This window comes from Shewanella atlantica, from assembly GCF_003966265.1.
Classification (GTDB): domain Bacteria; phylum Pseudomonadota; class Gammaproteobacteria; order Enterobacterales; family Shewanellaceae; genus Shewanella; species Shewanella atlantica.
The window spans coordinates 25,978-43,097 of the sequence record NZ_RXNV01000021.1; the positions used below are offsets into that span (position 1 = coordinate 25,978).

The window sequence follows — 17,120 nt, forward strand, 5'->3', positions numbered from 1 at the left end:
ATACCTTCACTTTATTCCTCCTAACAATGATTTGAAGCTTGCTTCACCCGTTTTTCTATCGGTGTTGCCAATCGATATGGCTAATATCCCAAAACAATCGATACTAAGCACCATTAAGATGTTTAGTTATTCGTGACAAGCCATAGGCTTCATTCAACTAATCGAATAACCAGGTTAGCTTCGAAGGGGGCTATCTCAAGCTCGTGGCAGTGGTCTACTAAATAGCGTTTTGAGTCGTGAAAGTGGTAGTTGAAGTATTGGGATAATCGATTGTCATCCATCTCATACATCTTGGTCGCCCAGTGATTGAGTACCAGAAGGCTGACATAGGCGCCGAATGCTCTGGGACTAAGCTCGGTATCGATATATCTGCTGCTTATCTGGTATGGGGAGTTTGCACTTGGGAATATTAAAAAGTTATAGCCATGATCGACCAGACTGTGCCAATTCGAATTCGAGTCATGGCTGCTGGAATGGCTGGCGATCTCATTGAAACTGTTGATTAGCCTCAGTGTCATCATGCCCGGTAACGCATCTTTAAACTTTGAAAACATAATTCCGCTAATGCTCCCTGTATTTGTTTTAAATATGGAACAAGAATAGAGAGAGAATTAAAATCAGACATCACTATTGGTCTTAGTGAACTTATATTAAAAGCTTAGGTTAAAAGCTTAGGTTAAAAGCTTAGGTTAAAAGCTTAGGTGAAGCGCTTAGGTTAAAAGCTTAGGTGAAGCGCTTAGGTTAAAAGCTTAGGTGAAGCGCTTAGGCGATGAGCTTGGATGATGGATCAGGAATAAAGATAAGAGATAAAAAAAGACCCGAGAATCGGATCCTCAGGTCTTTTTATAACGAATTGAATGTTACCGGGCTGAAGAGTTAGTCAGCCGCATAGCCCGCTTCATCGAGACGTAAATCGTCGAGGTAAGCGGCACCATCAGTCATCTGTAGTCGCCCTTGGCTAAACCACTTAACAACCATTGGATAGATGGCATGCTCTTGCTGATTCACGCGTTCAGCCAAGGTTTCAGCGGTATCTTCGTCGTAAACCGGCACTTTAGCCTGCAGGATCACAGGGCCTGAATCGAGTTCCGGGGTGACAAAGTGTACGCTGGCACCGTGTTCTTTATCGCTCGCATCGATGGCACGTTGATGTGTATTGAGTCCTGGGTACTTAGGTAGGAGAGAAGGGTGAATGTTGATCATCTTTCCCTCATAGCTTTGTACGAACTCGTCACTCAATATGCGCATAAAACCAGCCAGAACAATCAGATCAGGCTGGTACTTCGATATGGCAAGTTTCAAGCGAGTGCCATACTCGACACGAGTTTCGTCTTCATGAGCAATCACACAACTGGTATCAATCTCATTTTGGTGAGCGCGGATAAGACCGTAAGCATCAGATTTGTTGCTGATAACGCCAACGACATCGGCTTCAAGGTTATCATCACACCCATCGATAATGGCTTGTAGATTACTACCATTACCGGAGATTAATACTAATACGCGACAGCTTTTGGACATTACAGGATCTCCACTTGCTCTTCATCACCATTGCGCTTTGCAATGTCACCGATTAACCAGGCTTTTTCACCTTCGGCATTGAGCAGCGTTAGTGCGGCATCAACTTTATCGCTAGGTAAGGCAACAACCATACCTACGCCACAGTTGAATGTGCGGTACATTTCAAATTCAGCAATGTTACCGTTTTCCATTAACCAGTTGAAAACGGTGGGCCACTGCCATGAGTCGCCTTTAACTACGGCTTTACAATCTTGTGGAAGCACACGTGGGATATTTTCCCAGAATCCGCCGCCGGTAATATGGGCCATCGCATGAACATCTGTTTGTTCGAGTAGCTTTAATAGCGACTTAACATAGATTTTTGTGGGTTCAAGCAGGTGGTCAATCAGTGGCTTACCCTCAAGGTTCAGTTGAGGATCGGCTTCGCTGACTTCAAGTACTTTACGAATGAGTGAGAAGCCATTTGAGTGAGGTCCGCTCGATGCCAATGCGATGAGTGAATCACCGGTAACGACTTTAGTGCCGTCGATGATCTCTTCCTTTTCAACGACACCGACACAGAAGCCAGCTAAATCGTAGTCTTCACCATCATACATACCTGGCATTTCAGCAGTTTCACCACCAATAAGCGCACAACCGGATTGTACACAGCCTTCGGCGATACCTTTAACGACAGAAGTGGCCACTTCAACGTCAAGTTTGCCTGTTGCATAGTAATCCAGGAAGAAGAGTGGCTCAGCACCTGACACGATTAAATCGTTTGAACACATAGCAACAAGGTCAACACCTACGCTGTCATGTTTTTTATAGTCAATGGCTAATCTGAGTTTAGTTCCGACACCATCGGTACCAGAAACGAGAACAGGGTGTTTGTACTTGGTTGGTAACTCACAAAGAGCACCAAATCCACCTAGGTTGCCCATAACTTCTGGACGGTGGGTACGTTTCACTGCAGTTTTTATATTATCAACAAGTGCATTACCGGCGTCGATATCAACACCTGCATCTTTATAGCTCAGCTGGGTAGGAGTGCTCACGAAGATCCTCTCGGGTACGGTACAGTATAGTTATTGGATTTTATGCGGCGCTATTCTAACAGTTTGTGACAGGGCTCGAAAGCGAAGTTTTTCATATATAGAACAGACATTGGTCACGATTTATCGTGTTTTTGAAACTTTATGTTTTCCATTTCGGACAAATCATCTAAAATCGTATGAATTTGCTTGTTATATACGTCAAAAATCAGGAGAAGAAGATGAAAGTTGTTGAGGTTAAGCATCCTTTAGTACGCCATAAGATTGGACTAATGCGTGCAGGAGATATCAGCACTAAACGTTTCCGTGAGTTAGCCGCTGAGGTCGGAAGTTTATTGACCTACGAAGCAACAGCTGATTTTGAGACAGAAGCTGTGACCATTGAAGGTTGGAACGGTCCTGTTGAGATTGAGCAAATAAAGGGCAAAAAAGTCACAGTAGTCCCTATTCTTCGTGCAGGTCTTGGCATGATGGATGGTGTTCTGGAAAACATTCCAAGTGCACGTATCTCAGTAGTTGGTATGTACCGTGATGAAGAAACGCTCGAGCCTGTACCATATTTCGAGAAGCTTGCCAGTGATATGCCTTCACGTATCGCCTTGGTTGTCGATCCTATGCTTGCAACCGGTGGTTCTATGATTTCAACTATCGATCTTCTAAAAGACCGTGGTTGTACCGAGATTAAAGCACTCGTCCTTGTTGCTGCTCCTGAAGGTGTTGAAGCACTTCAAAAAGCACACCCGGATGTAGAGCTTTATACCGCTTCTATCGACCGTTGTTTGAACGAGCAGGGATATATTCTTCCTGGTCTTGGTGATGCGGGCGATAAGATTTTCGGAACTAAATAAATTTATCGGGACATGGTTATCGAGAAATTGTTTTAATACAATCTTTTAATACATAGTTTCGATAACATAAAAAAAGGAGCCAATTGGCTCCTTTTTTATTTTTCATTTTTGCTAGCACCTAGCACCTAGCACCTAGCACCTAGCACCTAGCACCTAGCACCTTAACTTAAAGCACCATGGCCGCAATCCAACCAAATACCAACAGAGGAATGTTGTAATGGATGAATGTTGGGATCACACTGTCTCTGATGTGGTCGTGTTGTCCATCTGCATTTAAGCCGGCCGTTGGCCCTAAGGTCGAATCTGAAGCCGGTGAGCCTGCATCGCCGAGGGCCGCTGCGGTGCCTACTAATGCGATTGTTGCCGTTACCGAGAAACCGAAACTCATGGCTAACGGAACATAGATGGTCGCAATAATCGGAATGGTCGAAAATGACGAACCAATTCCCATAGTGATAAGCAGACCTACCAGCAACATAAGGAAAGCGGCTAGTGCTTTATTATCACCAATAATGTCACTCAAAGAGCTGACTAGACTGCCTACATCGCCGGTCTCTTTTACCACTGCGGCAAAGCCTGCGGCAGAGATCATGATAAAGCCGATGTTGGCCATCATTCTTACGCCTTGGTTGAAGACATCTTGATCGGCGACGTGCTTAAGAGCACCGGAGAAACTAAAAATGATAAAACCAATTAAGGCACCAAAAATCATCGAGCCGGTGATCAGTTGTACTGCGAGTGTAGAGACTATCGCTACGGCGGCAATGGCGATATTGCGGCTATTGACCCCCTCTTCGGGTTCGGCGGCTAAGATTAACTCCTCTTTATACTCACGTGGCTTACGGTATGAGATAAATACCGCTATCAATAAACCTGTGATCATCCCAAGTGCCGGGATCAACATGGCTGTCGGGATCTGCTCTCGCACCGCATGAAGGTTATTACTGTTGAGGTTAGCCAACAAAATATCATTTAAGAAGATGCCACCAAAGCCGACCGGTAGGATCATGTAGGTGGTCACCAGGCCGAAGGTGAGTACACAGGCCACCAATCTTCGGTCAAGTTGTAATTTCGACATGACATGAAGTAAGGGCGGGATCAAGATAGGGATAAATGCGATATGAATAGGAAGCAGGTTTTGTGAAGACACTGCCATAGCGAGTATGGCTAATAATAGCGTCCATCGTACCCGATTCATATTGGTTGAGTTGTGATTCTTCCCAAGTGTCGAAATGACCTTTCTCGAGATCAGTGTCGTGAGCCCTGAGTGAGAGAGTGCAACGGCAAAGGCACCGAGTAGGGCATAGCTTAATGCTATTTGTGCTCCGCCTCCTAAGCCTGTGTTGAATGCATCTACGGTTTGTTGAAGATCCATGCCTCCAACAAGACCCGCAACAAGCGCACTGATGGTGAGTGCTATGACGACATTTACCCTGGCTAAACTCAGACCGAGCATTAGGCAAACAGCGATGACAACTGCGTTCATATCAATAAATTCTTTATTACCGTTAGATTGAGCGCCATTTTTGCCTGCCAGAGCAGGCTTGTCCAGTATAGAGAGGATTTATCTGACAAAAGTTCGGTTATGTTAAGTCAGTGTGGAAAATAGTGAGGCGAACTGTGAATAACATCAATACATGTAGGGGCATTAAGGCGAGTTATTATACGGCGAGATGAATAATCATTTAAAAAAGGTGATATTGATCCCAAATAGCTTGTGCCTGCCTAAACACTGCCTATAATGCCATAAGATATAAACGAAAAACGTTTTTTCAATCCATAGATGGAGATATAAAATGAGCGTATTAGTAGGCCGTCCGGCACCTGACTTCACTGCTGCAGCTGTTCTTGGTAATGGCGAAATAGTAGATAGCTTTAACCTTAGCGAAGCGATTAAAGGCAAGCCAACGGTAGTTTTTTTCTACCCACTTGATTTCACTTTCGTTTGTCCATCTGAATTGATTGCATTCGATCATCGTATTGAAGAGTTCAAGAAGCGTGGCGTAGAAGTGATTGGTGTTTCTATCGATTCTCAGTTCACACATAATGCATGGCGTAACACTCCAGTTGCTGAAGGCGGTATCGGTCCTGTTCAGTACACGCTGGTTGCTGACGTTAAGCACGAGATCTGTAAAGCCTATGATGTTGAGCATCCTGAAGCTGGTGTTGCTTTCCGTGGCTCTTTCCTTATCGATAAAGAAGGTCAGGTTCGTCACCAGGTCGTAAACGATCTTCCACTCGGCCGTAACGTCGATGAGATGCTACGTATGATCGATGCACTTCAGTTCCATGAAGAGCACGGTGATGTATGCCCAGCGGGTTGGGAGAAGGGTGATAAAGGTATGGACGCGAGCCCTGAAGGTGTAGCTTCTTACCTGAATGATAATGCTGACGACCTATAATTTCTTGATATTTATCGAGTAATAATTGTGGGATTGTTCTAGCAAGAACAGACATTCTTTTTAAAGCCAGTTGCGTTTCGCAACTGGCTTTTTTTATCTCTTTTTTAATCTGTTCCAGACCCGTTTGAGTGGTTAAATCCGGCAAAATAATGCTGGGGGCTAAGCTTGATCAAATCCAATGTGGCGCTTATTCTTTCTATAGCGAAGGAGGTTTTTATGGCCATTGCAATCACACTTAATGAGTACCTCGATAAAGAACATGTGCATTTCGAGCATGTAGGACATCGTCGCACCCAAACATCACTGGATTCGTCTCGTTCTGCCCATCTACCCGCAGCTAGGGTGAGTAAAGCTGTGGTGTTACAAAATGATGATGGAGAGTACTTGATGGCTTCTCTGCCTGCTAATAAGCGGGTGTCACTACCCGAAGTAGACAATCTCATGGGTAAAAACTATCACTTAGTCAGTGAGCGTAAGTTGCAGGATCTGTTTCCTGATTGTGTTAAAGGAGCGATACCGGCGATTGGACGCGCTTATCATATGCCGATGTTGGTTGATGATAGTTTATTGTCCGCTGAACCTGTCTATATTGAGTCCGGCGATCATGAGAATTTACTAAAACTGAATGCTTCAGAATACGCAAAACTTGTCTCTAAGGCGCCTCATGGAAATATTCAGGGGGCTAATATGGGGGCACCACGCTTGTGGGAAAGATCGAGCCGAGATAGATGGTTATGAATTGGTATAAAAGTCAGATAGTAAAAAGCCAGTGAATTCACTGGCTTTTTTATGCGCACCTTTGTCTCATCCTGAGATAAGTTAACTCAGTTACGCTTCATTTTCAGTGTCGAGTGTCGACTCATCTGGGGTGGCTAATGGCCAACCGCCTAATGCCTTCCAGCGGTTTACGATTAAGCAAAATAGCTCTGCGGTACGTTCGGTATCGTACAAGGCCGAGTGGGCTTCATTGTTGTCGAAGGGAATGCCGGCAATTGAACAGGCTTTTGCTAGGACGGTATGTCCTATGGCTAATCCCGCAAGAGTTGCAGTATCGAAAGTGGCAAAAGGGTGGAAAGGCGTTCTTTTTAGCCCGTTACGTTCGATGGCTTTTGAAACGAAGCCATGATCGAATGCCGCATTGTGCGCTACGATTATACTGCGGTGACAGCCTGCGGCTTTTTGTGCTTTCTTAACTTCTTTAAAGATCTCTAAGAATGCTTCCTTTTCGCTGACAGCACCACGAAGCGGGTTGCTTGGATCGATACCGTTGAACGCGAGTGCCTCGGGTTCGAGGTTTGCTCCCTCAAAAGGTTCGATATGGTAGTGCAGAGTCTTGTCTAAACCGAGTACACCTTCATCATCCATTTTCAGTATGGAGACGGCGATTTCAAGCAACGCATCTGTTTGGGCATTGAACCCGGCTGTCTCAACATCGATGACAACGGGAAAATAGCCTCGAAAACGGTGATTTAATTTATTGGCGTCGCAAATTTCGCTCATTAAAAATGTCCAAATAGTTAGCAGGCCGCTATTATGCTGCAACTGGGTATTGCTGTCATGTTCGAATGTTCATATTATGAGCTAAAGGTATAGAAAAATGTGCCGATAGCTTTAAGTAATGGAATTAATAAGAGTGCTTTGTATGTGGCTTAGAGTATTGTTGGCGTTGACACTGTGTATGCCTTTTTTTGCTAATGCAGAGTTGCGCCATTATGTTGCCTCTCTCGACCAATCCCAATGGAAGCTCAGCGACAGTACCCCCATAATATGTCGTCTTGAGCATGATATCCCCTCATATGGCAAAGCGGTATTTACAAGCATTGCAGGCAAAGATCATAACCTGAATTTCAGTTTAGATATGTGGGTTAAGCCAGATCAAGTGACTCAGGCTAAGTTAATGAGCTTGGCACCGGCATGGCGCCCCGGAATTCTATCTAAAGAGATAACCGAGCTGAGTTATCAGAAGTATTTTAGTGGTGAAGTACCAAGAAATGCTGCCTGGTCCATGTTAGCCGAGTTGGAAAGAGGGATGCAGCCCACCTTCTATTATGCTGATTGGTATAATCGGTCTAATAAAATTGCAGTAGGGCTCTCGGCCGTTAACTTCAACCGCAAATATGGTGAGTTTAAATCCTGTTTAGCGGGTTTGTTGCCATACAGTTTTGATGATATTGCGTTTACCGTGTTGACCTATGAATTTGGTGGTGCGGAGTTGACGCGCTACGCTAAGGCGCAGATTGCTAAAATTCAAGAGTACCTTGCCTATGATCCTGAGGTTGAACTGGTATTGATCGATGCTTACACCGATAGTTACGGCGGCCGTTCAATTAACCAAAAAGTATCCGAGGAAAGAGCGGATTCTGTGAAAAACTTCTTCCTGTCGGCGGGGATCACACAAGAGAGAATTCATACCGTCGGCCATGGTGAACGCCATCATGTGGCATCGAATGATACTATCGATGAGCGCTCACGAAACAGGCGAGTGGTGATTAGAATTAGTAAACCTATGTAGTAGATTCACTTAACGAGAGCTGCTTAAATAAATCTATCTGGTAGCTTCTTATAACTAAATGCCCAACCTTAATGTTGGGCTTTTTTATGCCCGTATGCTTCTGTTAAAGTGTTGGGAAATTAAGATAGGAATTTCGGATAAAAAAAAGCCCACTTAATAAATTAAATGGGCTGCAAAATGTGCATTGCAATCAACAAATTGAAGGAAGGAAGTCAAGCATAAGAACCAGGGATAAAATTCACGTGTTAGACACGGGAATTAAGAGTTCTTGTTTTCATATCTGCCAAGCAGACACTTCCAGAAAACGAGATGAATTATAGGGTTCGCCCTCTAAACTAACAAGCTAGAAAAATTGCATTGTTACATTAGTTTTTCTTATGTCACCAAGTGTGATCCAGGTAGATAAATTCAGTTGGATAGCTGGTTTGCGGGTGTTTAAGCAGAATTTCTGCATAATTGAACGGTTCAAATAAATAATCTATGTTACAGATTTATTAATCCGGGTTTGGTGACCAGGGTTTCCATAATTTTTTTCTTTCATTGCCATCATTTTTTTTGCTTGTATAGTACTTCGTTAATTGAGGTTTTCCCTCCAATAATAACAATATCTAAAATTCCAATAATATCTGCATCAGGATGGCAATGATGGTATTTAAATCAATACTTAAAAAACAGCACCTTTTAATAGCTGGAGTCGGCATCGCGTTAATGGGGTGCCAGGCAACTACGGCTGACAAACAAGTCTCATCTCCTCAAGCTCTCACGCCGGCGAGCGCTATAGAGACAATACATGGTGTACAGGTCGCGGATCCCTATCGCTACCTCGAAGTGGAGTCCGAGGAAACGACAAGCTGGGTAAAAACTCAACAGGCAGATGGACATGCCTATCTGGCAGGAATTGAAAATAAACAAACCATTGTCGATCGTATTACCGAACTTTGGAATTATGAAAAAGTGTCGGCGCCTTTCGAGCATGGTGATAATACGTTTTACTACCGAAATGATGGCCTGCAGGCTCAATCAGTTCTGTTTGTAAAGGGAGCTGACGGCGAAGAGAAAGTGCTTCTCGACCCTAACACGCTTTCTTCCGACGGTACCATTGCCTTATCTGGGGTTTCCGTTAGCGGCGATGGTAATACCTTAGCTTATGGTGTTTCAAATTCAGGTTCAGATTGGCAGCAATGGCAATTTGTCGATATTGCCAGCGGCACTAAGTTAAATGACGAGCTTAAGTGGATTAAGTTCTCGGGTGCCGAATGGAGTAAAGACAACAGCGGCGTTTACTACGCGCGATACGATGCACCTGCCGGCGGCAACTTACTTGCCGATGTGAATTTTAATCAGAAAGTGTACTTTCATAAAATAGGTACAGATCAGAGTCAGGATAAATTGGTTTACGAGCGACCACAGAATAAAGATTGGGGCTTCGGAATCGAAGTCTCTGAAGCTGGTGACTACTTGTTATTGTCCATCTCTCAGGGAACGGATAGTCGTAACCGCTTTTTCTATAAGAGCCTGGAGAAGGATTCTGATGTCGTTGAGTTGATCATCAATCTGGAAGCCGAATATAGCTTTCTTGGAAATGATAAATCAATTTTTTACTTCAAGACTGATCTCGATGCGCCGAACGGTAAAGTGATTGCCATAGACGTGAATAACAGTGATAAGGCTAACTGGAAAACGATAATTCCTGAGTCTACCGATCCAATAAGCAGTATAGCGATTATTAATGACCATCTGGTTGTCAGTTATCTGCACGATGTGCTCGGTAAGCTTTCTATCTTCAGTTTGAGCGGCGACAAGAGACAAGATGTGGCTCTTCCCGGAAAAGGTAAAGTTGCCGGTCCATACGGGAAGCGCAGCAAAGACTACTTCTATTATGTCTTTAATAGTTATGTTCAGCCCAAAACGACCTATCGATTTGACTTTAAGACGGGCAGCTCGACTTTATTCACCGAGCCAAAAGTGTCATTCAACCCCGATGATTACGTGTCGGAACAGGTTTTTTATAACAGTAAAGATGGCACTCGTGTGCCTATGATGATCTCTTATAAGAAAGGCTTGAAGAAAACCGGAGACAATCCTACTTTACTCTATGCCTATGGTGGATTTTCTATCTCACTAACGCCTAGATTTAGCCCTGCTAATATTGCATGGATGGATCTTGGTGGTGTGTATGCGGTGCCGAATTTAAGAGGTGGTGCCGAATATGGAGAGAGCTGGCATCAAGCCGGCATGCTGGATAAAAAGCAGAATGTGTTTGATGATTACTATGCTGCCGCTGAGTACCTGGTAGCACAGAATTACACCAACAAGAGTAAGTTAGGGGCTTATGGCCGAAGTAACGGTGGCCTGTTGATGGGAGCGACACTAACTCAAAGTCCAGAACTGTTTGCAGCCGTTCTTCCTGCTGTAGGCGTGCTTGATATGCTTCGATTCCACAAGTTCACCATTGGCTGGGCTTGGACTAGCGAATACGGTAGTGCGGATGTGGCGGAACAATTTCCGGCTCTGATGGCGTACTCTCCTTACCATAATGTTAGCGAGAGAGCTTATCCTGCGACTATGGTAATGACTGCGGACCATGACGACAGGGTTGTACCTCTGCACAGCTTTAAGTTTGGCGCTATGTTGCAAGCCAACCAAAAAGGCGATGCACCTATCATCATGCGAATAGAATCGAAAGCCGGACACGGTAAGGGTAAACCAACAGCCATGAAAATTGATGAATTTGCCGATATATACAGTTTTCTTTTCGATAGCTTTGGTCTGAAAATACCGGCAAAAATTAACCAATAGTCACTAAAAAGTGAAATCCGTTAAAAAGAGGAGCAATAGCTCCTCTTTTTTATGAACAAAAATTTACGAAGATAGTGATCCTAGCCTGCTGAGAAGCATTCACAATTTCATTTGGGCTAGGTATAGTAGCCCTCTGTTTTAAATCATTGATTGGCACTTACTACTCATGTTTCGCTGGCCTATTTCAGTCTATTACGAAGATACCGATGCCGGTGGTGTTGTGTATCATTCAAATTATCTTAATTTTTTTGAACGAGCCAGAACCGAATGGTTGAAAGATATGGGAGTGAAGCAGACAGCCCTGTTAGCTGAAGATATTGCATTTGTTGTCAAGAAGGCCGAACTGGATTTTTGTAAACCTGCGAAGTTCGAACAGGACCTTATTGTAGAAACTGTTGTCACAAAGATTAAGAAAGCGTCGTTGATGTTTAATCAACGTCTAGTCGATAAGCAGGGCGTAACATATTGTGAAGGTAACATCTTAGTTGCTTGTATCACTTTATCTCGTATGAGACCTCGTGCCATTCCCCAAAATATTGCTCAGGAGTTTACAGGTGGAAGCTGATATTTCATTTATTGGATTATTTTTACAAGCCAGTTTGTTGGTTAAGTTTGTGATGTTAACCTTACTGAGTTTATCAGTGATCTCATGGGCGGTAATTATTCAGCGCCGCCGCTTGTTAACATCGGCTAAACAGGGAGCGATTAAATTTGAAGATAGATTTTGGTCTGGTGTAGATCTCAACAAGCTTTATAAAGAAATTTCCGCTCGACAAGATGGTAATGAAGGGCTGGAAGCCTTGTTTCATTCCGGCTTTAAAGAGTATGCCAGATTAAGTAAGTTAAATGGCAAAGTTCCTGCGGCGGTGATGGATGGCAGCTATCGGGCCATGAGGGTCTCTCTGTCAAGAGAGATGGAAAAGCTTGAAACCCACCTTCCTTTGTTAGCAACCATAGGTTCAACGAGTCCATATATCGGCTTGTTCGGCACGGTATGGGGGATCATGAACTCTTTTATCGCCCTCGGTGCCGTTGAAAATGCGACACTTGCCATGGTTGCTCCGGGTATCGCTGAGGCATTGATCGCTACGGCGATGGGCTTATTTGCCGCGATCCCAGCCGTTATTGCCTATAACCGCTTTACCACCCAGGTCGATAGTATTGAGATGTCCTATGCAAACTTCATGGAGGAGTTTTCAAGTATTTTACATCGCCAAGCTTACAGCGATAGGGATGAAGGCTAATGCAGCAGGGCTATCAGCGAAAGCGCCGTCGTCCTGTGGCTGAGATCAATGTAGTGCCATATATCGATGTGATGTTGGTATTGTTGATTATTTTCATGGTGACAGCCCCTATCGTGACCCAAGGGGTTAAAGTCGATCTACCGAAAGCCTCATCAGAGGCTTTACCCGCAGACAGTAAACCGCCCGTTGTCGCTTCTATCGATGCCGACGGGGATTACTTCCTGGATGTGGGGAGCTCAAGTGATCGACAAACTCTCGACTTGGAAGAGATAGCAATCAGAGTCGGCGCTATTATTCAGCTGGAGCCTGAGCGCCCGGTTGTGGTGAAAGCCGATAGAAGCATCGCTTATGAGAAGGTCATACAGCTTATGGTGACGCTACAAGGTGCCGGTGTGCCTTCGGTCGGATTGATGACAGATTCACCTGAGGAGTAGTCGGTGACAGATAAAGCAAATTTTACGTTACCTCTAGTGATTTCAGCTGGTATTCATATTGGCGTGTTAGTTATTCTCGCGCTGGGTGTCGACTTTTCTGAAAAGCCGAAACCTCAGCCTCAAGCAAGTGCTCCAGCAGTACAGGCCGTTGTGGTGGATCAGAAAAAAGTGGCTCAACATGTTGAGAAACTTAAAGCCGACAAACGGGAAGCGGCCCGTAAAGAGAAAGCCAGACAAGATGAGTTAGAGCTTAAGGCTAAGAAAGCTCGTCAGGAGAGGGAGCGCGAACAGGCTCAAATTAAAAAGCTCGAAAAGCAGCGCAAGCAGAAAGAGATAGAAACTAAAAATGCCGCTGCGGCAGCCAAGGCAGCTCAATTAAAAGAGAAGCAAGCCAAGGATAAAGCACAAAAAGCAGAAGCTGACCGTAAACAAAAAGAGAAAGAACGTAAGGCCTCTGAAGAGGCGGCAAGAAAAGCCGCTGAGAAACGTAAGCAGGAAGAAGCCGCAGCGAAAAAAGCTGCCGATGAGCGCAAGCGTAAAGAGGAGGCGGAACGCAAACGTAAGGCTGAAGCCGAGCGCAAGCGCAAAGCAGAGGAGCAGGCACGTCAACAACAAGAGCAGATGATGCAAGATGCCTTGGCTGCGGAGCAGGCTGCCCTGTCTCAGACGCGTAATAAGCAAGTGATGAGTGAAGTTCAGCGATATACCAGCATGATCAGAGCAACAATTCAGCGAAACCTTGTTGTCGATGAGTCTATGCGAGGTAAGAGTTGCCGTATCTTTATTCGTTTAGCTCATGATGGGTTTGTCACTGCCAATAAAATTTTGTCGGGTGATCCTGTTGTATGTCGAGCGACTAAAACGGCGATTAACAAAGCCGGACGCTTGCCAGTATCGACCGAGCCAGATGTTTATAACAAATTAAAAGAGATTAATTTAACTGTTCAACCTGAATTTAATTAAAAGGAGTCATATGAAGACTTTGGGAAAATGGCTCGTATTAGGGCTGGTTATATTAAGCTCACCTGTAAGAGCGGCACTGGATATCGTGATTACCGAAGGTATCGATGCGGCTAGGCCTATCGCAGTTGTTCCTTTTGTCTGGCAAGGGCAGGGGCCCGCACCGCAGCAGATCTCTGATGTTGTTATGTCTGATCTGACTCGAAGTGGTACGTTTAAAACTTTGGACGAGCTGAGTTTGCCGCAACGTAACATCAGTACAATTTCTCAATTTCAAGCTAAAGACTGGGCGAGTATTGGCGCCGAAGCTGTGGTCATGGGGGCGATTAAACCATACGGCACTGATAAATATTTGGTGACTTTTGACCTGGTCGACCTTGTTAAGGCTCAAATGCAATCTGGTACAGGCCCTCAGTCAACTCAGGAGTTCTTGATAGATAGTCGTGAAACCGTTATCTCATCAGCTCAGTTCAGACAATATGGTCACCGTATTAGTGATATTATCTACGAAAAACTAACGGGAATTCGTGGTGCTTTCTTAACTCGTATCGCTTATGTTGTTGTAAAGCACGGTGAGAAGTCGCCGTACCAGTTGATGATTTCTGATTACGACGGGCATAATGAACAGATGCTTTTACGATCTCCTGAGCCCCTAATGTCACCATCATGGTCACCCGATGGACGACAGCTTGCTTATGTGAGTTTCGAAAATAGAAAAGCGGAAGTTTTTGTACAAGATATTTATACGCAATCTAGAAGTAAAGTTACCAGTTTTGATGGAATCAATGGTGCTCCCGTTTTTTCTCCCGATGGAAAAAAACTGGCGTTGACTCTGTCTAAAGACGGTCAACCTGAGATTTATGTCGTTGATATCAACACTAAAGCACTTAAGCGTGTCACAAATCATTATGCTATAGATACCGAGGCATCTTGGTTTCCTGATGGAAAATCTCTGATCTTTACTTCGGAGCGCGGCGGTCGCCCTCAAATTTACAAGGTGACACTGGCCTCAGGCAAGGTGCAAAGAATGACCTTCGAAGGGGAGTGGAACTTAGGTGGCTCAATTTCACCCGATGGTCGAAGCATGATTTTTGTGAATAGAACAAATGGTAAATTTAATATTGCCAGAATGGATCTGGAAACACGCTTTATGCAGGTTCTGACGTCGACACGTCTTGATGAATCGCCTAGCGTAGCACCGAATGGAACTATGGTGATTTACGGAACTACCTATCAAGGTAAACAAGTTTTAGCAGCGGTTTCAACGGATGGACGATTTAAAGCCCGGCTGCCCACGGGTCAAGGGGAAGTTAAATCACCTTCTTGGTCACCTTTTCTCTAATATATTAACGATAAAGAATAATAAGGATTAAAAATGGATCTCAATAAGCTGTTTAAAGCTATGCTGGTTGCTCTTCCTATCATGGCCATCAGCGCTTGTAGTTCAACTTCTGAGTCTGAAACCGATGCGACTAGTTCTACTTCAGGTTCTGGAAGCGAACTATCAACTGGTAGTGGTGTAGAAACTGGTGGCGTTGCACCAATCCTTACACCTGAAGAACAACAGCGTTTGAAGTACCAAGAGTTACGTAAAGAACACATTATCTATTTTGATTTCGATCGCAGTTCTGTTTCTATGCAATTTGCTGAAGTATTACAGGCTCACGGAAACTACTTGGTTGAACATCCTAATGTTCGCTTAATGATTGAGGGACATGCCGACGAGCGTGGTACTCCAGAGTACAATATCGCGCTTGGCGAAAGACGTGCTAAAGCTGTTGCAAAGTACCTTCAGGGGATGGGTGTATTGCCTAGTCAGATGAGTATCGTGAGTTACGGTGAAGAAAAACCACTCGACATGTCTCGTACAGACGATGGGTTTGCCATAAATCGTAGAGCTGTCTTAGTTTATTAATTTAGTTGTTAAGGTTTTTATGAAAAGTGCCGTATTAACTACGGCAATTCTTCTCAGTATTGGTGCAGCGTCTGCTGCACCTGCTCCGGTTGCTGATGTAACCGGCGGTTCAAACGATGAAAGAATTGCGCGTTTAGAAAGGATATTAAAGGCGAAGCAGCAATCTGAGTTTCAGACGCAGCAACGCTTGGACGTGTTGCAGCAAGAGGTGCTTGACCTACGTGGTCTCAATGAGCAACAAAGTTATCAAATTGAACAGATGTTGCAGCGTCAACGTCAGCTCTATGATGACATTGCCAATCTATCAGCCAAGCCGGCACAACTCCCTGCTGTGACCTCACCTTCAGGGGGGAACGCCTCTGCATCATCAACATTAGGTGAAACAGCAAGCTATGAGCATGCTGTTAATTTGGTACTTAAGCAAAGAAAATATGATGAAGCGATTCCTGCCTTCAGTGATTTTATCAAGCAATACCCAAATTCGACTTATGCGGCTAATGCTAATTATTGGTTAGGACAGCTTTTATATAATAAAGGTGAATTTGACTCGGCCAAGAAAGCATTTGAAACCGTTGTAAATCAATTTACTGAGTCCAATAAACGTGGTGATAGCTTGGTCAAGCTGGGAATGATCGCTGAGAAGACTGGAAATGCTTCTTCGGCCAAAGTGTATTATCAGAAAGTGTTAAAAGAGTACGCCAATAGTGCGGCAGCTCGTATTGCTAAGCAGCAACTGGCTGCACTTTAATCTGATTTTAACTAAGAAACATACTCTTAGTCTGTTTTTCACGCAAACAACAAAAAATGCATAATTTGCACTTGCAAGCGAAGATGAAAAAGGTATTATAGGCGCCCTCAGAGCGGCAGAGTCGCTTGAGGGTTTACGGATTAAGAAGTTTTTAACTGTAGATGTGGTTCTCAGGAACTAGATGGGTCGTTAGCTCAGTTGGTAGAGCAGTTGGCTTTTAACCAATTGGTCGAAGGTTCGAATCCTTCACGACCCACCACTTTTTTGAAAGTGTACGATGTCTTCGTTAGATTCAAAGCAAAAGTAACACCAAGATGGGTCGTTAGCTCAGTTGGTAGAGCAGTTGGCTTTTAACCAATTGGTCGAAGGTTCGAATCCTTCACGACCCACCACTTCTTTGAAAGTGTACGATACTCTGTTTGTTTAAGAGTCGTTAGATTCAAGGTGCAGCGTTTGCTGTAGTTATACCAAGATGGGTCGTTAGCTCAGTTGGTAGAGCAGTTGGCTTTTAACCAATTGGTCGAAGGTTCGAATCCTTCACGACCCACCACTTCTTTGAAAGTGTACGATGTCTTCGTAGAATTCAAAGCAAAAGTAACACCAAGATGGGTCGTTAGCTCAGTTGGTAGAGCAGTTGGCTTTTAACCAATTGGTCGAAGGTTCGAATCCTTCACGACCCACCACTTCTTTGAAAGTGTACGAT

17 protein-coding genes and 4 tRNA genes are annotated in these 17,120 nt (G+C 44.2%); 16 read left to right on the plus strand and 5 right to left on the minus strand.

The genetic code is table 11. The features are described 5' to 3' along the window. Positions 1-149: 149 nt before the first annotated feature. From EKG39_RS21910 to purM, 3 genes are all read right to left on the minus strand, one after another. Positions 150-554, minus strand: coding sequence for a hypothetical protein (locus EKG39_RS21910; RefSeq protein ID WP_126508113.1), 405 nt, complete (start codon positions 552-554; stop codon positions 150-152). A 322-nt stretch (positions 555-876) separates the two neighbouring features. After that, a complete protein-coding gene (gene purN, locus EKG39_RS21915) occupies positions 877-1,521 on the minus strand; it encodes a phosphoribosylglycinamide formyltransferase (RefSeq protein ID WP_126508114.1) in 645 nt (214 codons plus the stop codon). Next, entirely contained in the window at positions 1,521-2,558 is a 1,038-nt protein-coding gene (gene purM / locus EKG39_RS21920) for a phosphoribosylformylglycinamidine cyclo-ligase (RefSeq protein ID WP_126508115.1), read from the minus strand. Before purM ends, purN begins: the two co-directional genes overlap by 1 nt. Before the next feature lie 218 nt (positions 2,559-2,776). On the opposite strand from purM, the gene upp reads away from it, so the two are divergent. Then, the gene (upp, locus tag EKG39_RS21925; protein ID WP_126508116.1) at positions 2,777-3,403 is read left to right on the plus strand and encodes a uracil phosphoribosyltransferase; all 627 of its coding nucleotides are present in this window, start codon (positions 2,777-2,779) and stop codon (positions 3,401-3,403) included. 166 nt (positions 3,404-3,569) lie between these two features. On the opposite strand, the gene EKG39_RS21930 is transcribed toward upp, so the two are convergent. Then, positions 3,570-4,889 (minus strand): Na+/H+ antiporter family protein, encoded by a 1,320-nt coding sequence (locus EKG39_RS21930; protein ID WP_126508117.1) that lies wholly within the window; start codon positions 4,887-4,889, stop codon positions 3,570-3,572. Between the two features lie 310 nt (positions 4,890-5,199). Between EKG39_RS21930 and EKG39_RS21935 the strand changes: the two genes are divergently transcribed. Together EKG39_RS21935 and EKG39_RS21940 are read left to right on the plus strand one after the other, a co-directional pair. After that, on the plus strand, positions 5,200-5,805 hold the full coding sequence (locus tag EKG39_RS21935; RefSeq protein WP_126508118.1) for a peroxiredoxin: 606 nt from the start codon (positions 5,200-5,202) through the stop codon (positions 5,803-5,805). Between the two features lie 216 nt (positions 5,806-6,021). Continuing rightward, positions 6,022-6,543 (plus strand): aminoacyl-tRNA deacylase, encoded by a 522-nt coding sequence (locus EKG39_RS21940; RefSeq protein WP_126508119.1) that lies wholly within the window; start codon positions 6,022-6,024, stop codon positions 6,541-6,543. A 90-nt stretch (positions 6,544-6,633) separates the two neighbouring features. Here EKG39_RS21940 and rnt read toward each other — a convergent pair whose 3' ends face one another. Next, complete coding sequence (gene rnt, locus EKG39_RS21945; protein WP_126508120.1) at positions 6,634-7,305, minus strand: ribonuclease T; 672 nt, start codon at positions 7,303-7,305, stop codon at positions 6,634-6,636. 142 nt (positions 7,306-7,447) lie between these two features. On the opposite strand from rnt, the gene EKG39_RS21950 reads away from it, so the two are divergent. The 13 genes from EKG39_RS21950 (at position 7,448) to EKG39_RS22010 (ending at position 17,100) form a co-directional block, all read left to right on the plus strand. Beyond that, a complete protein-coding gene (locus EKG39_RS21950; RefSeq protein WP_126508129.1) occupies positions 7,448-8,317 on the plus strand; it encodes a flagellar protein MotY in 870 nt (289 codons plus the stop codon). A 645-nt stretch (positions 8,318-8,962) separates the two neighbouring features. After that, entirely contained in the window at positions 8,963-11,116 is a 2,154-nt protein-coding gene (locus tag EKG39_RS21955) for a prolyl oligopeptidase family serine peptidase (RefSeq protein WP_126508130.1), read from the plus strand. 166 nt (positions 11,117-11,282) lie between these two features. Continuing rightward, positions 11,283-11,681 carry a tol-pal system-associated acyl-CoA thioesterase gene (gene ybgC, locus EKG39_RS21960; RefSeq protein WP_126508121.1) on the plus strand — a complete coding sequence of 133 codons (399 nt, stop codon included), beginning with the start codon at positions 11,283-11,285 and terminating at the stop codon, positions 11,679-11,681. After that, positions 11,671-12,360 carry a protein TolQ gene (gene tolQ / locus EKG39_RS21965; protein ID WP_126508122.1) on the plus strand — a complete coding sequence of 230 codons (690 nt, stop codon included), beginning with the start codon at positions 11,671-11,673 and terminating at the stop codon, positions 12,358-12,360. The genes ybgC and tolQ overlap by 11 nt, the downstream gene beginning before the upstream one ends. Beyond that, on the plus strand, positions 12,360-12,794 hold the full coding sequence (tolR, locus tag EKG39_RS21970) for a protein TolR (RefSeq protein WP_126508123.1): 435 nt from the start codon (positions 12,360-12,362) through the stop codon (positions 12,792-12,794). The genes tolQ and tolR overlap by 1 nt, the downstream gene beginning before the upstream one ends. Before the next feature lie 3 nt (positions 12,795-12,797). Further along, a complete protein-coding gene (tolA, locus tag EKG39_RS21975) occupies positions 12,798-13,757 on the plus strand; it encodes a cell envelope integrity protein TolA (protein WP_126508124.1) in 960 nt (319 codons plus the stop codon). A 10-nt stretch (positions 13,758-13,767) separates the two neighbouring features. Beyond that, positions 13,768-15,096, plus strand: coding sequence for a Tol-Pal system beta propeller repeat protein TolB (gene tolB / locus EKG39_RS21980; protein WP_126508125.1), 1,329 nt, complete (start codon positions 13,768-13,770; stop codon positions 15,094-15,096). A 33-nt stretch (positions 15,097-15,129) separates the two neighbouring features. Further along, positions 15,130-15,669, plus strand: a complete 540-nt coding sequence (pal, locus tag EKG39_RS21985; protein WP_126508126.1) for a peptidoglycan-associated lipoprotein Pal — start codon at positions 15,130-15,132, stop codon at positions 15,667-15,669. A gap of 19 nt (positions 15,670-15,688) precedes the next feature. Further along, entirely contained in the window at positions 15,689-16,417 is a 729-nt protein-coding gene (ybgF, locus tag EKG39_RS21990) for a tol-pal system protein YbgF (RefSeq protein ID WP_126508127.1), read from the plus strand. A gap of 183 nt (positions 16,418-16,600) precedes the next feature. Further along, positions 16,601-16,676, plus strand: a tRNA-Lys gene (locus EKG39_RS21995). A 57-nt stretch (positions 16,677-16,733) separates the two neighbouring features. Further along, positions 16,734-16,809: transfer RNA gene (locus EKG39_RS22000), tRNA-Lys, on the plus strand. 82 nt (positions 16,810-16,891) lie between these two features. Further along, positions 16,892-16,967 (plus strand) — tRNA-Lys (locus tag EKG39_RS22005). Positions 16,968-17,024: 57 nt separating this feature from the next. Next, positions 17,025-17,100 (plus strand) — tRNA-Lys (locus EKG39_RS22010). Positions 17,101-17,120: the final 20 nt, after the last annotated feature.

Coding starts and splice junctions, on each gene's coding strand:
- upp (WP_126508116.1), top strand. CDS start 2,777: ATGAAAGTTGTTGAGGTTAAGCATCCTTTAGTACGCCATAAGATTGGA.
- EKG39_RS21935 (WP_126508118.1), top strand. CDS start 5,200: ATGAGCGTATTAGTAGGCCGTCCGGCACCTGACTTCACTGCTGCAGCT.
- EKG39_RS21950 (WP_126508129.1), top strand. CDS start 7,448: ATGTGGCTTAGAGTATTGTTGGCGTTGACACTGTGTATGCCTTTTTTT.
- tolR (WP_126508123.1), top strand. CDS start 12,360: ATGCAGCAGGGCTATCAGCGAAAGCGCCGTCGTCCTGTGGCTGAGATC.
- EKG39_RS21930 (WP_126508117.1), bottom strand. CDS start 4,889: ATGAACGCAGTTGTCATCGCTGTTTGCCTAATGCTCGGTCTGAGTTTA.
- purN (WP_126508114.1), bottom strand. CDS start 1,521: ATGTCCAAAAGCTGTCGCGTATTAGTATTAATCTCCGGTAATGGTAGT.
- ybgF (WP_126508127.1), top strand. CDS start 15,689: ATGAAAAGTGCCGTATTAACTACGGCAATTCTTCTCAGTATTGGTGCA.
- tolB (WP_126508125.1), top strand. CDS start 13,768: ATGAAGACTTTGGGAAAATGGCTCGTATTAGGGCTGGTTATATTAAGC.
- ybgC (WP_126508121.1), top strand. CDS start 11,283: ATGTTTCGCTGGCCTATTTCAGTCTATTACGAAGATACCGATGCCGGT.
- EKG39_RS21910 (WP_126508113.1), bottom strand. CDS start 554: ATGTTTTCAAAGTTTAAAGATGCGTTACCGGGCATGATGACACTGAGG.
- pal (WP_126508126.1), top strand. CDS start 15,130: ATGGATCTCAATAAGCTGTTTAAAGCTATGCTGGTTGCTCTTCCTATC.
- EKG39_RS21940 (WP_126508119.1), top strand. CDS start 6,022: ATGGCCATTGCAATCACACTTAATGAGTACCTCGATAAAGAACATGTG.
- EKG39_RS21955 (WP_126508130.1), top strand. CDS start 8,963: ATGGTATTTAAATCAATACTTAAAAAACAGCACCTTTTAATAGCTGGA.
- rnt (WP_126508120.1), bottom strand. CDS start 7,305: ATGAGCGAAATTTGCGACGCCAATAAATTAAATCACCGTTTTCGAGGC.